This window comes from Flavobacterium aquariorum, assembly GCF_003254745.1.
GTDB lineage: Bacteria > Bacteroidota > Bacteroidia > Flavobacteriales > Flavobacteriaceae > Flavobacterium > Flavobacterium aquariorum.
This window is the reverse complement of sequence record NZ_QKXH01000002.1, coordinates 286358-301528: the sequence shown is the minus strand read 5'-3', so window position 1 is coordinate 301528 and position 15171 is coordinate 286358. Positions and strand designations below refer to the sequence as shown.

Sequence of the window (15171 nt, the reverse complement as noted above, 5' to 3'; positions counted from 1 at the left end):
TGCAGTTGTTTTTGAAATAAACGTTTCAGAATTCATGGTGTTTTTTATTTAAAGGTTAGTAGTTTCCTATAGCTATAATTTTGAAACAATCGTTTCAGAATCAATGCTGTAATTTAAAAATTCGTATGCTTATTGTGTATTGTTTTCTGAAATAAACGTTTCAGAAAGTAGGTAAAAAAAAAAGGGTTATTTAAATATATTTTTAATCAGGAATTCTGACATTTTTTTGATTTTGATGGGATTTTTATGAAGAATGTACGATTGCTTCCATCCTGTAAAAGAAGTGGCAATGTATTCGGCCATTAATGCTGCATCTTCGGTATCATCCATTTCACCGTCATCCATTGCTTTCTGAACTATTGTTGCCATAAATTCGATGAAAATATCATTATTTTTGCTCATCACATTTCGTACTATGCTGTCTTCCGGAGCAATTTCGAAAATAGTTTTCATTCCTAGACAGCCTTTGTCGCAGGATACAATCCAATCTGCCTTATCACTAATAACCTTGATTAATGCTTGCTTGGCCGATGTTTCTTTGGCTACTTTTTCTTTTAATTCACACATGGCAGTATCAAAATAATTGCCAATGCATTTCATGAATAATTGATGCTTGTCGCCAATGGTGTTGTATAAACTGCTTCTGTTGATCTGCATAGCATCCACTAAGTCCTGCATAGAAGTAGCATTATATCCTTTTTCCCAAAAGACATTCATTGCTTTTTCAATTTTTTCGACCTCGTTAAATTCTACACAGCGAGCCATAAGACTTAAATATTATTTTGCAAATGTAAAACTATTTTTGAAACAAGCGTTTCAGAATCGATATTTTTTTTATTTTTTTTCAAAAGAGCCATTTTTGAATATGCCTTAATTCAAATTAATATTCCATTTATTGTTGAATTTGGGGAGCTTTTCATGATTTTTAGGAGCAGAAAATTCATTTTCATAAACATATTCGGTCCCGCTGTCCGCTAAATTCCCGATTAACAAAAACTACTGCTAAAAAGCCTTGTTTTTCTAAATCGGGAGATATCGCTTCCATCGGGGCTAGGTGAGAAATTTAGTTTTTCATAAAACTTTTAGCCGATTGTATTGCTGTACTCCGTGCTGACACGAACGTCCCGCTTGCGCCAGCACATATTTTTGTATTTAGAAGACTTCGTCTGGCAGGATAAAAATAACTGCTATCAAAAATAAATGATAAAAAATTTTTATATATGACCAATCGGTCATATATTTGCACTGTAATTCTTCTGGGTATAAAAAGTGAAGAAACAATTATCATGGCAAAAGGCGAAGAAACCAGACAATTCATCATTGAAAAAGCAGCACCGATTTTTAACACAAAAGGGATTGCAGCAACGGCTATGAGTGATATTATGGAAGCTACCAAATTGTCTAAAGGAAGCATGTACGTTCATTTTGAAAATAAAGAAGTCCTTGCCTGTGCTGCCGTAGATTACAATATGAAAGTATTGGGAGATAAATTAATGGCGAGACTGGCCAAAAGCAAAACAGCGAAAGAGGAGTTGTTTACGTATATCGATTTCTTCAGTAATGCTGTAAATCCACCCCTTACCGGAGGTTGTCCTTTATTGAATTTCGGGACAGAGGCTGATGACACTAATCCTGTTATAAAAGAAAAAGTAAATAAGGGTATCAACTTAAATCAGAAGCTATTAGAAGCCAGCATAAGCAAAGGAATTGCCAACTCTGAATTCAGAGCGGATTGGAATGCAATCGAATTTGCCACCGTAATCGTTGCCATGATGGAAGGCGGTCATTTAATCTCAAGAATGTCAGGCAATAATGATAAGATGAAAATAATCACCAGTACCCTAAAATCAATGATAGAGGAAAATAGCCTCTAATTTTTTTTATCAAAAAAATGACCGAAAGGTCATTTTTAAAACAATAATAACAAAAAACAATTTCAATAGTAACAACATTAATAATTAATAATCAACAATTAGAAACCATGTCAAAAACAATTTTAATTTCAGGAGCATCAAAAGGATTCGGAAGAGTCTGGGCAGAAGCATTTTTAGCAAAAGGATATCAGGTAGCTGCAACAGCTAGAAATATCGACACCTTAGCCGACTTAAAAGCACAATATGGAAATGCCATTTTACCGCTAAAATTAGATGTAAACAAACGTGAAGAATCGTTTGAAGTAGTGAAAAAAGTACAAGAGCATTTCGGGAAAATCGATATCCTGATTAACAACGCCGGTTATGCTTTAAACGGTGCTGTTGAAGAAGCCAGCGAAAGCGAAGCAAGAGCACAATTCGAAACCAATTTCTTCGGAACTTTATGGTTAACACAGGCCGTTCTGCCGATTATGAGAAAGCAACAAAGCGGTCACATCATTCAGGTTTCTTCTATTTTAGGGATTGTCGCTTTACCCGTTTTAGGGCTTTACAACGCTTCTAAATTTGCCGTTGAAGGTCTAACTGAAACGTTGGCTTCAGAGGTAAAACAATTCGGAACTAATGTAACTTTATTAGAACCAAATGGTTATGTAACTGATATTTGGGGTAATGGATTCAACAGCCAAAGCATCGATGCTTATGATGGACTAAAAAAAGCAATTGTAGATGGACATGATCCTGATACTTTCGGAACAATAAGTGCTACAGTTCCGGCGATCATTAAACTGGTTGAAGCTTCAAACCCACCTTTGCGTCTATTTTTAGGAAAAGTTGCCTTGCCATTCGCTAAACATACCTACGAACAAAAAATTGCTACCTGGGAGGAATGGGCTGACGTTTCTGCAGCCGCACACAGATAAATTATACTCTGATTTTTTTAGTTGATTAAACGGGATTGTTTCTTTTTAGAAATGGTCTCGTTTTTTTCATGATGAGATGTTTCCATTGAACTCTTTGGGAGCTGGAGAATAGCGAGATTATTTTTAGGAGCAGAAAATCTATTCTCATAAAGATCTTTAGTCCCGCTGTCCGCTAAATTCCCGATTTAGAAAAACTACGGCTAAAAAGCCTTGTTTTTCTAAATCGGGAGATATCGCTTCCATCGGGGCTAAACGAGAAATTTAGTTTTTCATAAGGAGATTTTTAAATATAAAAAGCTGATAATTATGTAACAATAAAAGTTTTGGTTGAAACTATATTATCTTGTTTTAGGTTAATTTTATAATAGTTATTTTAAAAACAACGATTATGAAAAAGAGAGACAATCAACTTGATAAGAGTAAAAAAAATCAAACTTTAGCTGAAATTGCCGAGCAAGGTTTTACGGTAAGAAACGGTCACAACCCAAACAACCCAAATCCGTTGGAAGACCCTACTTCCAATGAAACAAATGATAATTTAAATACAGTTTTAGATTTAGAAGATGACGAGTTTGACGTTGATGGAAATTTGAAAATTGTAAATGATGAACTTGATAATCCTTCCGATTCAAATCGTCATAAATAACTATAAATTAACAAACCAAAAGTCTTTTACAAAAAGTCAATTTGTATGGATTGTTTCGCTTTTTTGCAATTTTGAAATGCGTTGAATTCTAAAGACAATCACGGAATAACTCGGGAGATTTTGAGGAGCGGGGTTTTGGTAGCTTGCCTACCAAAACCATAGGCGCACCTACCAAAACCATAGGCGCACCTACCAAAACCATAGGCGCACCTACCAAAACCATAGGCGCACCTACCAAAACCATAGGCGCACCTACCAAAACCATAGGCGCACCTACCAAAACCAAAGGCGCACCTACCAAAACCATAGGCGCACCTACCAAAACCATAGGCGCACCTACCAAAACCAAAGGCGCACCTACCAAAACCAAAGGCGCACCTACCAAAACCATAGGCGCACCTACCAAAACCATAGGCGCACCTACCAAAACCATAGGCGCACCTACCAAAACCAAAGGCGCACCTACCAAAACCAAAGGCGCACCTACCAAAACTATAGGCGCACCTACCAAAACCATAGGCGAGCCTATCTAAAACTATGGCACGCCTAAACAATCCAATAGGCCCGCCTATTAAAATCAAAGGAGGTGCCTACAAAATTGATAGGCGCGCCTATCAAAATCAAATGCGATACCTATGAAATCGATAGGCGCGCCTACTAAAGTGGTAGGCGTGCCTATCAAAAATGAAGGTGACGCCTACACAATCGATAGGCACACCCTAATATTATTATGGCGTTCCATTCTTAAAACGTGATTGAGGATTTATAATCGTGCCCACATAGTACATCAACGAAGAAAGAAAATATGAAAAGTAAATTGGTCGTGATAATTGGAATGGGTGGCAGCTGGCGCGAGCGTCCCGCTCGTGCGCACAATTCAGGTAACAGTATTCTAAAATATCATTTTAGGATTAGTTGTCCTTAATCTTACTATTATCTTTTTGTATTGTTTAAAATGATGTTCTTTGCGTCCACGAGCGGGGGATTGTATTGTTGTGCTTTGCGTGTACGAGCGGGTCTGTTTTATTATATCGTTAGTCGTTACAATCATAAAAGCCTTGTTTATACTTTCGTATTGTCTTGCGCCTGATTTTCTTTGTTTTTCTAGCGCCTTTTTTGGTATAGTAATATAATCCCGTGTCTTTGAATAATTGGGCTGTATAGCAATTTTTTTCAGTTACAGTAATTTCAATTGGTCTTTCTCCGAAAGATGAAATAACTAAAACATCATCAACTTTTGCCTGTATAGTAAATTTTCCATCTGCATCTGTAAACGTTTTCACATCTGTTCCTTTTACACTAACTTCTACCTGTGCTGGCAGGCAATAATCTTCAAAAACAAAACCTCTGATTATTTTAGTGTTTGTATTTGTTTCCTGACCGAAAGAAAAAGCAGTAAAAAGTAATAGTAAAAAAAATATTTTATTCATAATGTAGATATTTCTTCCCGCTTGTGTCTATTGCAAATTTATGTTTATTTACCTATGCTAGCGCGAGCGTCCCGCTCGTGCCCGCAATCAAAATTAATTTATATCTATTTCCAGAATTGTATGGTCATTATTGCCATAATTTCTAGCACTGCTATATTTCCATTCTATGGGATCTGTTACAAATCCTGCTTCAACTGGGTTATTATGAATGTAATTTAGTTTTTGTTCAAATACTTTCAATGACCACATTTCAATTGGATGATTGTTTTGTTGCCAAAACTGTCTAAAGGTTACATTGCTGTTTTTTTTGCCTGCTCTTTCAAACATCCACAACATCCATTCTTTTCTGCTTTCTTGTGGATTCTCTTCTATTAATTTTAATAGTTTTTTGGATGTAAAGCCTTTGAAATCTCTAATTAATCCTGATGGATCACCTAATGCGGAACGGAAGATTAAATGAACATGACTATGCATAATACAATATCCATAAATTTCCATTCCTTTGTTTTTTCTGCAAAAATCTAGAGATTCTGTGATAGTCGAAAAATAAACGTCTCTTGTAAAAACATCTATCCAATTCACTGTAGCAAAACTTATAAAATAAGCTCCCGATTTTTCTCCAAACTTGTACTTTTCGCTCATATTATTAAAATAAGTTTTCTTCAGATTGCGGGCACGAGCGGGACGCTCGCGCTAGCGGGGCAAAATATTATAAATACAAAACCAACTTTCCATTAACCTATTGTCTAAATCCATTGTACCTGTTAGCAGTAAGCATTATTTTGTCCAATGATATACATGGGTATTAATTAGAGTTGAGTCAGCTTTAAAATTCACAATAAAAGTTTTTGTTTCAACAGGATCAATATCAGAACCATAATCAGTATAAATTTCATATTGGAGTTGTATTGAATCTTCTTCACCTGTCAATTGATTTTCTCCAAGTAATTTTTCAACATCATTCAGTTTCATTCCTTTTTTTAGATAATTTGTTTGCAAATCTTTAATCATAGTCTCTCTATGGTTATAAAGTATATCATCAGGAGTGTTCCATTGATTTTGATTAAACTTTATCTGCTCTTGCTCACATGAAAAAAAGAAGAATCCTATAATTGTCAATAAATAAAAACAGTTCTTCATTCGAAAATATCTTTTTTATGCTTACCGCTAAATTTGTATATACCATCAATAAAATAGCTCCAATTCCCCCAATTTGGGTTGGCTTTGTAGCATAAAGCTGCGGATGTTTATTTAGCTAATATAGGAAAAATTTTTACAAATTATTATGAGAATTTTATTTGTGAGATAGAGTGAAATCATCTTATAAATTACCAAAGCCCTAGCCCTGATAGAAGCGATATCCTTTTTTTGGTCTCGTTTTTTTCTAACGAGACCAAAAAAAGATACAAGCGAATAGCAGGAATCAGCTCCTAAAAAAAATGCCGTAAAACCTAAGTCTTACAGCACTTTCTTCCCAAATTAACCTAATTAAAAACTATTCCTTTATATCATCACCGTCCTTAATTTCTTCATTTGCTTTACTGAGCAAAACATCATTTTGTTGCAATGAATCACTGAAAACTTCAATTTTATCATCAACTTCAAGTCCTAGGCTTACTTTGATGCGTTGCGCTTTTTTGTTGACTACTTTTATCAAAAAGATTCCTTCAGCAGTATTCACAACCGCCGATTTAGGAACAACAAAAGTTTCTTTTTTGCTGTTAAGTGGTAGGATCACTTCGGCAACCATTCCCGGAAGTAATTTTTCATCAGCATTGATTACATCCAGTTCGACACGTTCCGAGCGTAGTTTGAGGTCTAGCGCTCCCGACATTCTGCTAATTTTAGCTTGGAATGTTTCGCCACGTAAAGACACTACATTAAATCCAATCATATCACCCACTTTTAGGTAACCTGTGTATGCTTCAGGTACAGATAATGATAAGCGAAGTTTCTTCTGGTCCTGCACAGTCAGCAACGGAATTTGGGCTCCTTGTCCCACATAAGCGCCAGTGTTTACATTTCGTGCAGTTACTTTTCCGTCAAAAGGAGCTCGTATCTGTAAATAGTCTTGTATCGATTTGATTTCCTTGTGCCCAGCGCGAGCAGCGGCTAATTGCGCAAAGTCTGAATTCTTTTTGGACAAAGCCAATTCCAAATCATTTTTGGAAATCGTTCCTTCAACTTTGCTCGTTTCAAGCAATCGTTGGTAGGTGCTGTTGCTGGCAGTATAGACTGCTTCTTGCGAATGCAGGCGAGATTCAGAAGCCGATAATTGCGAACTGATTTCGGGCGCTTCCAGTTCAATAAGTAATTGCCCTTTTTTTACATCAGAACCAATATCTACTTTGAGTGTTTTTACATAACTGTTCACTTTAGCATATAAATCCACTTGGCTAAAACCGGATAATTCGGCCGGTAAACGCAAGTCGGTGGTCAGTTTTGATTTTGCCAAAGAAAAGGTTTCCATTTTAGGTTCTAATTCGGCAACAGGCTCTTCTTTTTTATTCGAATTGCAACTGCTTAGAATAAATAGTGCTACAAAAAATAGCGCGGTCGGTTGTAATATTTTAGTGTTCATTTTATTATTTTAGGGATGAAATATAATGTTCGCTTTCTTCGTCTTCAGGGTCTAAAGAGATCGATTTTATGGATGTTTTTTCTTGTGCCCAGGCAAAAATTAAAGGCAAAATCAGCAATACTGTAAAAGTCGAAAATAATAATCCACCAATTACGGCTCTTCCTAATGGAGAAACTTGATCGCCTCCTTCGCCATGGCCAATCGCCATAGGTAACATTCCCGCAATCATGGCCACAGAGGTCATGATAATAGGTCGAAGTCGTAATGCCGCAGCTTCTCTTGCGGATTCTAGTGCGTTACCATTTCGTTTTCGTAATTGTTCGGCATTGGTGACCAGCAAAACGGCATTGGCGATTGAAACCCCAACCGACATGATGATTCCCATGTACGATTGTAAATTTAGCGTTGAACCTGTAATGGTCAGCATTAATAAGGCTCCCAAAACTACGGCCGGAACGGTTGTCAAAATAACAGCAGAAACTTTGAATGATTGAAAATTAGCGGCAAGCATTAAGAAAATTACAAACACGGCAACTAATAATCCGAGTTGTAAACTGCTTAATGTTTCGTTCAATACTTTGGTCATTCCAATTGGTTCGATAAACAAACCACGAGGTAATTCCCCCAATGAACTTATCGTGGCCGCCACATCTTTAGTCGCTTTCCCTAAGTCGGTTTTATAGGTGTTTGCGGTAACCGTGATATAAGGCATCGCTCCTAAATTGTCGTTCTCACCACTTACAACTGTAGGTGTGATTGTAGCCACATCACTCAAAACAGGACGAAGCGAATTTTTTAACAGCGGAATTTCATCAATGTCATTTTTACTTTTCATTTGGTTCAAAGGCACTTGCACCTGAACGTTATAGGACAAGCCCGCTTTTTCGTCAATCCAAGTGTTTTTTTCGGTATATCTTGAAGATGATGTCGAAGCGACCAAAGAGCGTGAAATATCATTCATGTCAACTCCTAATTCGGCTGCACGTGTTCTATCTATGTTAATATTCATTGCAGGATAATGAATTGGCTGTCCAATTTGCACATCTCTGAAATAGGATATTTTCTTTAATTTTTCGACAATTTGATTGGCGTACAATTCATTTCTTTTTTTGTCTTTTCCGGCAATTCGAACTTCAATTGGAGTAGGAGAACCTTGGCTCAATACTTTGTCCGTAAGCTCGATGGGTTCAAATGAGATTTTCACATCAGGCAGAATCTTTTTAATTCTGGCTCTAAACGCGTCTTTAAAATCTTCCATGTCGGTTTCATAATCTTTCAAACTGACTTGAAAAACGGCCTCGTGCGGACCTGCCATAAACAAATAGATCGGGTTAATGGAAAATAAAGAAGGGTGCTGCCCCACATAAACCGATGAAATCCCAACGTGTTCTTTGCCCACCATTTTGTTTAATTCTTTCAAAACCAAAACCACTTTTTCTTCAGTACGTTCCAATCGTGTTCCGTCTGCAGCTCTCATTCTAAGCTGAAACTGACTCGAATTTACTTTTGGGAAAACATCTTTTCCAATAAAAGTAATGAAGACTATGGCAAGAAGTGTAATTCCGATAAGATACCCGAAAGTAGCCGCTTTTTTGTATGGAAAAAGACGGTCCAGCGTTTTCATGAATCGAATTCTGAATCTTTCAAAATGACTTATTTTATGGTCATTATTAAAATCATCTCTTTCAACCATAACCTTTTTTTGGCTGATGATATCTTTTTCTGATTCAGGTGTTAATCCGCAAGCATTAAACTCGGCTTCATCATCTGTAATATTTGGTGCGTGGGCTGTTTTTGGATGATCTTTCATCAACCAATTGGCCATAACCGGTACAAAGGTTTGCGATAATAAAAATGAAAATACCATTGAAAATCCAATTGCTAAAGCCAAAGGCAAAAACAACGCTCCCGGAATTCCTACCATCGTAAAGGCAGGGGCAAAAACGGCCAAAATACAAAGCAGAATCAGTAATTTTGGTAACGCAATTTCTTTGCAGGCATCCCAAATAGCGAGTGCCTTGGGTTTTCCCATATCGAGATGTTGGTGAATGTTTTCAATGGTTACTGTACTTTCATCGACCAAAATTCCGATCGCCAAAGCCAGTCCGCTTAAGGACATTAAGTTGATGGTTTGTCCAAATAATTTCAAGAATAAAACTCCTGAAATGATAGAAATCGGAATCGTTAAAATCACAATTATAGCGGCTCTTCTGTCTCCAAGAAATAATAAAACCATTAATCCCGTCAATACCGCTCCGATAATTCCTTCGGTAATTAAACTTTTTACCGAATTGATTACATAAACGGATTGGTCAAATTCATAAGACAATTTAACGTCTTCAGGTAGTGTGCTTTGAATTTTTGGTAATTCAGCTTTTAGTTTCTTAACCACATCCCAAGTTGAAGCATCGCCCGCTTTGGCAATACTGATGTAAACCGAACGTTTTCCGTTGACCAAAGCATAACCTGCCGTGATATCGGCACCATCTTTTACGGTAGCCACATCGCCTAAAGTCAGGTTTTGAACTCCACCTTTAAACAACGGAATTTTTTCAAAATCCTTAACTTCTTTAATCGTATTGTTTGTAGGTGTGATATAGTTTTTATCTCCAATTCGCACGTTTCCGGAAGGAGCGGTAAGGTTGTTTAGTCGTATCGCTTCCACAATTTGATCAGGTGTCATATTATGGGAACGCAACAAATCAGGATTAACATTTACTTCGATTGTTCTCGGGCTTCCGCCAAAGGGAGCCGGCGACAATAAACCGGGAATGGAAGTAAAGGAAGCACGAACGTATACGTTTGCCATATCCTGTAATTCATTGTTGGACCTGATTTTACTGCTCAAAACCAATTGTCCTATCGGTAATGAAGAAGCATCAAAACGAATGATAAAAGGCGGTTGTGTTCCAGGAGGAAATGCCGCTTGAATTCTATTGGAAAGCGCACCCAATTCGGCAGCAGCTTGTGCCATATTGGTGTTTTCATAATAGGTTAATTTCATAATCATCAAACCTTGGATATTCTTGGTCTCCACTGATTTTATACCATTGGCAAAAGGAAGAATATTCACGTAGGTTTTTCCAAAATAAGCTTCCATTTGGTCAGGAGTATATCCTCCAAAAGGATGCGCTATATAAATTACCGGAAGGTTCATTTTGGGTAGGATATCCACTTTGATATCTTGTATGGCACCTATTCCAAAAAAGAATAAGCCTGCTACCAGTACCATTATGGAGATGGGTTTGCGGAGTGCAAATCGTATTAAATTCATCAGGATCTTTTATTAAAATTCATTTATAAATAAGTCAAAATTGCCTATTGCGGCTACTTTTAGCAAATACGATTGCCAAACATTATTGTTGACGATGTCACGGTCAATTTCGGCACGATTTAGAATAAACAGCGTTTGTGTCAAATCAGTCAAATCGGTTAAACCATTTTTGTATAAAGTTGATTTTTGCAAATAGGCCTGAGCGGCTGCTTTTACCTGAATAGGGGCTTCCACATAATTGTCAAGTGTGATTCTTATTTTGTCATCGGCCAATGTCAATTGTGATTTTAGTTCACGGTCCGCTTGGTTGTATTCTTCCTGTAAACCTTGCGAAACAAATTTTTGTGCACTCACTTGTTTGCTCGTTCTAAACGGAGTAGTCAAATTCCAGCTGATTCCTATTCCTACCAAATAATTGGAACGGTCAGGATTAACGCCATCCAAATAATTTCTGCTAAAGGAATTTCTATCCAATGCGTAGTTTGCATTAAAGCCAGAAGCTCGTGTTTGCAAAACGCCAAAAGCGCTCATCGTCGGATAGTAAAATCGTTTGTACAATTTGACTTGTTGATTGCTGTAGTCAATCTTTGTTTTATAGAATTGAAGTAAAGGATGCAGACTGTCGCTGGCTTTTTCATCCATTACGATGTTTTTTGGAATTCGATTCACAAAAACGGTATCGGTGACGATGTCTTGAGGAGCAATACCCATCAAATCGACTAATTTATTGTTTTGTTCCTTAACTAAATTTTTGGCCAGATTTAAGGCAATTTTAGCTTTAGAAACCTCGGCGGTCGCCAAAGTGGAATCTACTCCGGCAAGTAATCCATTTTTTACCCTTGCAACAGCATTTTTCCTGAAAACTTCGGTACGACTTAAATTCTTTTGCTGTGAAATCAATAATCTTTGGCTGGCCAATAAATTCAGATAAGCCGAGGAAATTTTAATCTCTTGTTGAAATCGTTCTTGTTGCAGGTCATTTTCACGGCTCTGAACATCAATTTTGGCCAGATTGATTTTTTCCTGGGTTTTTCCAAAAGTAAAAAAGTCCCAATTCACGTTGGCCAAATACAAAGCGCCAAAAGCGGCGTTCCAGTTTTGTTCTGTCAATGCTGGACCGGAAGAAGCAGTTCCTAAACCATTAAATCCATATAAAGGACCGTTTTGCCCATTGATAGTTCCGTAATCCTGCTGGGCAGATAGATTAAGATTGGGTAAATAATCGCGACGAGTTTGTTTGAGAGTCTCTCGCGAAGCGTTGGCGTAATTGTTTTTTGCTTTGATAGAGCCAAAGTTTTCAAGACCAGTTTTTATGGCTTCTTTCAAAGACAAGGTCTGTGAGTAACTCACGGAGGCAAAAATCATGAAAAACAATATAGTGATTTTTTTAAAACACATAAAATTCAAAATATAATTAGTGGCACAAAATTATTTCACTTACAGGGAAATAAGCTTTCTTAAATGATGTAATACGATTATAAATGACCAATTCAATTGGTCATTTATTAGAAATAAAAACTAAAAATTAGTGGTTAATTTGCAACCTATTTAAGTATTTCTGATGAATAAAAAATTTGATAATTTAATGGACAACAAATGGTGGCAAGAAATTGCCGTTGTTGGTTTTTCATTTACGATTTATACGTTAAAGAACGATTGGATGTTATTTAGTTCTTTGGCATCTATTTTAATGGGGATTTCTTTCTATCTCATTTTGTACATGCACGCCCAATTCAACCGTTTTTTTCTGCTTCCAGTACTATTTAAGGGACAAAGACCATTAACTTATTTGTCTTTAACTTTATTGGGAGTATTAGTATTTTCGGTTCTTTTATTTGAAATGTCTACTTTGGATATTTTCAGTAAAAGTCATTTGTATCAAAACTCGCATCAAAGAAGCTATGTATATCAATTGGCGAGTGTTTTAGGGACTTTGGTTTGTATTTTGAGCCCAATAATTGTTTTTAAATTTTATAGAATTCATAAAAAACAAACGGATGAAGCTTTATTGTTCAATCAAATGCAGTTGAATGCACTTAAAGGACAATTGAACCCTCATTTCTTATTCAACACATTCAATACACTTTACGGAATCAGCTTAGAATTTCCTGAAAGAACATCTGATTTGATTATGAAAGTGTCGCAATTAATGCGCTATCAACTCGAAAGTAACAGCAAACAATGTGTGTCTCTTGAAGACGAACTTGATTTTATAAACAGTTATGTGCAACTGGAGAAAGAACGTGTAGGTTACCGTTGCGACATTACCTATGATTGTAAAATTGACAATGAAAATGCCTATAAAGTGTCGCCGATGTTACTGATTGCTTTTATCGAAAATGCTTTCAAACACGGAACTTGTGCTATAGAAAAATGTTTTGTCCGAATCATAATCACTGTTGAAAACGGTTTGTTGCATTTGCATGTCGTGAATTCAATTCCAAAGAAAACGGATGTGATTTCGACGAAAATTGGTCTAAAAAACACCATTGAACGTTTGAATCTAATTTACGGTAAAGACTATAAATTAGATATTCAAGATGACAAAAATACGTATATTGTAGATTTGAAATTACAACTCAAAAAGACAGTATAATGAAACGCCCATGATTAACATCACACAGGGGAATTATTATCTAGGCGTTACATCCTCCGATAAAAAACAAATTATAAACAGATGAAAGAACCCAAAAAGTGTATTATTGTTGATGATGAGCCGGCCGCGCATTATGTTTTGGCGAATTACATCAGGCAAAATCCGCAATTGGAATTGGTTTTTCAAGGTTATAATGGCATTGAAGCCATGGATTATCTCCGTGAAAATAAAGTTGATTTGATGTTCTTGGATATTAACATGCCCGAGATTTCTGGAATGGAACTGTTGAAAATCCTTCCTACCCATCCCAAAACTATTTTAACTACCGCTTATTCTGAATTTGCGCTCGAAAGTTATGATTATGGCGTTATTGATTATTTGTTAAAACCCATTTATTTCCCCCGATTTTTAAAGGCTATTGATAGGTTTTTTTTAACTGAAAACGCAATTAAAGTTGAAGAAGACGCAATCAATTCAGTAAGTGTAAAAGTGGACGGTTATTTTGTTGATATCGAACTAGACCAGCTTTTGTTTGCACAGAGCTTTGGTAATTATGTAAAATTGTACACTATAAAAAGAACGTATTTGGCTTCGATTACGACCAGCGAATTTGAGAAATGTCTTCCTGAAAAAAACTTCATGCGCATCCATAAATCCTATATTGTTGCATTGGATAAAATTGATACCACCGAAAAAGATTTTGTCATCATTAAAAATGAAAGATTGCCTATTGGGATTACTTATAAAAGGGAATTAATCGATAGATTGAAGAATAAAGCAATTTAATAAAAACTTGTTTTTTAAATCACTCAGACCAATTTTTATTTTGTTTTCACTTTCTCAAATTATTTTCCCACTGCTTTTTGCAAATGTTCAGGATAGCGTGCTCCTTCTATTTGTATTTGGCTGGCTGCTTCTTCAATTTTTTGTAAGTCAGAAGTGTTGAGTGCTACATTTGTTGCTCCAATATTTTCGGTCAATCGGTGTAGTTTTGTAGTTCCAGGAATCGGTGTTATCCAAGGTTTTTGTGCCAATAGCCAAGCCAATGCGATTTGAGCTGGAGTTGCATTTTTTTCCGTCGCAATAGTGTTCAGCAAATCAATCAGTAATTGATTGGCTTTGCGTGCATCTGGGGAAAAACGAGGTAAGTTGTTTCTAAAATCGGTGCTGTCGAATGTGGTATTTTCGCTAATCTTTCCAGTTAAAAAACCTCTTCCCAATGGACTAAACGGAACAAAACCAATGCCTAATTCTTCAAGTGTTGGAATGATTTCCACTTCAGGTTCTCTCCACCAGAGAGAGTACTCACTCTGAAGAGCCGCAACAGGTTGAACAGCATGCGCTTTGCGAATAGTTGCTGCACCCGCTTCCGAAAGTCCCCAGTGTTTAATTTTGCCTTCTTTGATTAAATCCTGTATGGTTCCAGCCACCTCTTCGATTGGAACAGTAGTGTCAACACGGTGTTGGTAGAATAAATCAATTACATCTGTTTTTAAGTGCTGTAATGATTTTTCAGCAACAATTCTAATTCGTTCTGGTCGGCTGTCCTGGCCTTTGGTGGCATCGCCCTCTCTAAATCCGAATTTAGTTGCTATAACTACCTCTTTACGAAAAGGAGCCAAAGCTTCACCCAATAATTTTTCGTTGTCTGCTCCATAGGCTTCGGCTGTGTCAAAAAAAGTGATTCCCTGCTCATAGGCTGCTCTAATCAATTTTATCGCCTCCTCTTTATCCGTTGCAGGGCCATAGCCAAAACTAAGTCCCATACAGCCTAATCCAAGTGCGGAAACTTCCAGTCCGCTATTTCCTAATTTTCTTTTTTGCATTTCCATATCCTTAAGTTTTTTAAT

The 15171-nt window shown here is 36.6% G+C and carries 14 protein-coding genes; 5 read left to right on the top strand and 9 right to left on the bottom strand.

The window, feature by feature from the left end; genetic code table 11:
* Positions 1 to 186: 186 nt before the first annotated feature.
* The gene (locus DOS84_RS03920) at positions 187 to 765 is read right to left on the bottom strand and encodes a TetR/AcrR family transcriptional regulator (protein WP_111408806.1); all 579 of its coding nucleotides are present in this window, start codon (positions 763 to 765) and stop codon (positions 187 to 189) included.
* 455 nt (positions 766 to 1220) lie between these two features.
* On the opposite strand from DOS84_RS03920, the gene DOS84_RS03915 reads away from it, so the two are divergent.
* The 3 genes from DOS84_RS03915 (at position 1221) to DOS84_RS03905 (ending at position 3440) form a co-directional block, all read left to right on the top strand.
* Positions 1221 to 1874 (top strand): TetR/AcrR family transcriptional regulator, encoded by a 654-nt coding sequence (locus DOS84_RS03915; RefSeq protein WP_243636316.1) that lies wholly within the window; start codon positions 1221 to 1223, stop codon positions 1872 to 1874.
* A 107-nt stretch (positions 1875 to 1981) separates the two neighbouring features.
* On the top strand, positions 1982 to 2794 hold the full coding sequence (locus DOS84_RS03910) for an SDR family NAD(P)-dependent oxidoreductase (protein WP_111408805.1): 813 nt from the start codon (positions 1982 to 1984) through the stop codon (positions 2792 to 2794).
* 388 nt (positions 2795 to 3182) lie between these two features.
* A complete protein-coding gene (locus tag DOS84_RS03905; protein WP_111408804.1) occupies positions 3183 to 3440 on the top strand; it encodes a hypothetical protein in 258 nt (85 codons plus the stop codon).
* A gap of 88 nt (positions 3441 to 3528) precedes the next feature.
* On the opposite strand, the gene DOS84_RS19055 is transcribed toward DOS84_RS03905, so the two are convergent.
* From DOS84_RS19055 to DOS84_RS03870, 7 genes are all read right to left on the bottom strand, one after another.
* Positions 3529 to 3957, bottom strand: coding sequence for a ribosomal eL19 family protein (locus DOS84_RS19055; protein ID WP_165830392.1), 429 nt, complete (start codon positions 3955 to 3957; stop codon positions 3529 to 3531).
* Positions 3958 to 4474: 517 nt separating this feature from the next.
* A complete protein-coding gene (locus DOS84_RS03895; protein ID WP_111408803.1) occupies positions 4475 to 4870 on the bottom strand; it encodes a carboxypeptidase-like regulatory domain-containing protein in 396 nt (131 codons plus the stop codon).
* Positions 4871 to 4963: 93 nt separating this feature from the next.
* A complete protein-coding gene (locus DOS84_RS03890; RefSeq protein ID WP_111408802.1) occupies positions 4964 to 5512 on the bottom strand; it encodes an REP-associated tyrosine transposase in 549 nt (182 codons plus the stop codon).
* A gap of 135 nt (positions 5513 to 5647) precedes the next feature.
* On the bottom strand, positions 5648 to 6010 hold the full coding sequence (locus DOS84_RS18975) for a hypothetical protein (protein ID WP_124020617.1): 363 nt from the start codon (positions 6008 to 6010) through the stop codon (positions 5648 to 5650).
* Between the two features lie 355 nt (positions 6011 to 6365).
* Positions 6366 to 7451: an efflux RND transporter periplasmic adaptor subunit gene (locus tag DOS84_RS03880; protein WP_111408800.1), complete on the bottom strand. Its 1086-nt coding sequence runs from the start codon at positions 7449 to 7451 to the stop codon at positions 6366 to 6368.
* Positions 7452 to 7455: 4 nt separating this feature from the next.
* Entirely contained in the window at positions 7456 to 10725 is a 3270-nt protein-coding gene (locus tag DOS84_RS03875) for an efflux RND transporter permease subunit (RefSeq protein WP_111408799.1), read from the bottom strand.
* Between the two features lie 12 nt (positions 10726 to 10737).
* Positions 10738 to 12090, bottom strand: a complete 1353-nt coding sequence (locus DOS84_RS03870) for a TolC family protein (protein ID WP_243636315.1) — start codon at positions 12088 to 12090, stop codon at positions 10738 to 10740.
* A gap of 196 nt (positions 12091 to 12286) precedes the next feature.
* Here DOS84_RS03870 and DOS84_RS03865 point away from each other — a divergent pair, with 196 nt between their 5' ends.
* Both DOS84_RS03865 and DOS84_RS03860 read left to right on the top strand, forming a co-directional pair.
* Positions 12287 to 13321, top strand: coding sequence for a sensor histidine kinase (locus DOS84_RS03865; protein ID WP_111408797.1), 1035 nt, complete (start codon positions 12287 to 12289; stop codon positions 13319 to 13321).
* Positions 13322 to 13402: 81 nt separating this feature from the next.
* Entirely contained in the window at positions 13403 to 14107 is a 705-nt protein-coding gene (locus DOS84_RS03860; RefSeq protein ID WP_111408796.1) for a LytR/AlgR family response regulator transcription factor, read from the top strand.
* Positions 14108 to 14166: 59 nt separating this feature from the next.
* Here the strand turns inward: DOS84_RS03860 and DOS84_RS03855 are convergent, their stop codons facing one another.
* Positions 14167 to 15153 (bottom strand): aldo/keto reductase, encoded by a 987-nt coding sequence (locus DOS84_RS03855; RefSeq protein WP_341537924.1) that lies wholly within the window; start codon positions 15151 to 15153, stop codon positions 14167 to 14169.
* Between the last annotated feature and the right edge of the window lie 18 nt (positions 15154 to 15171).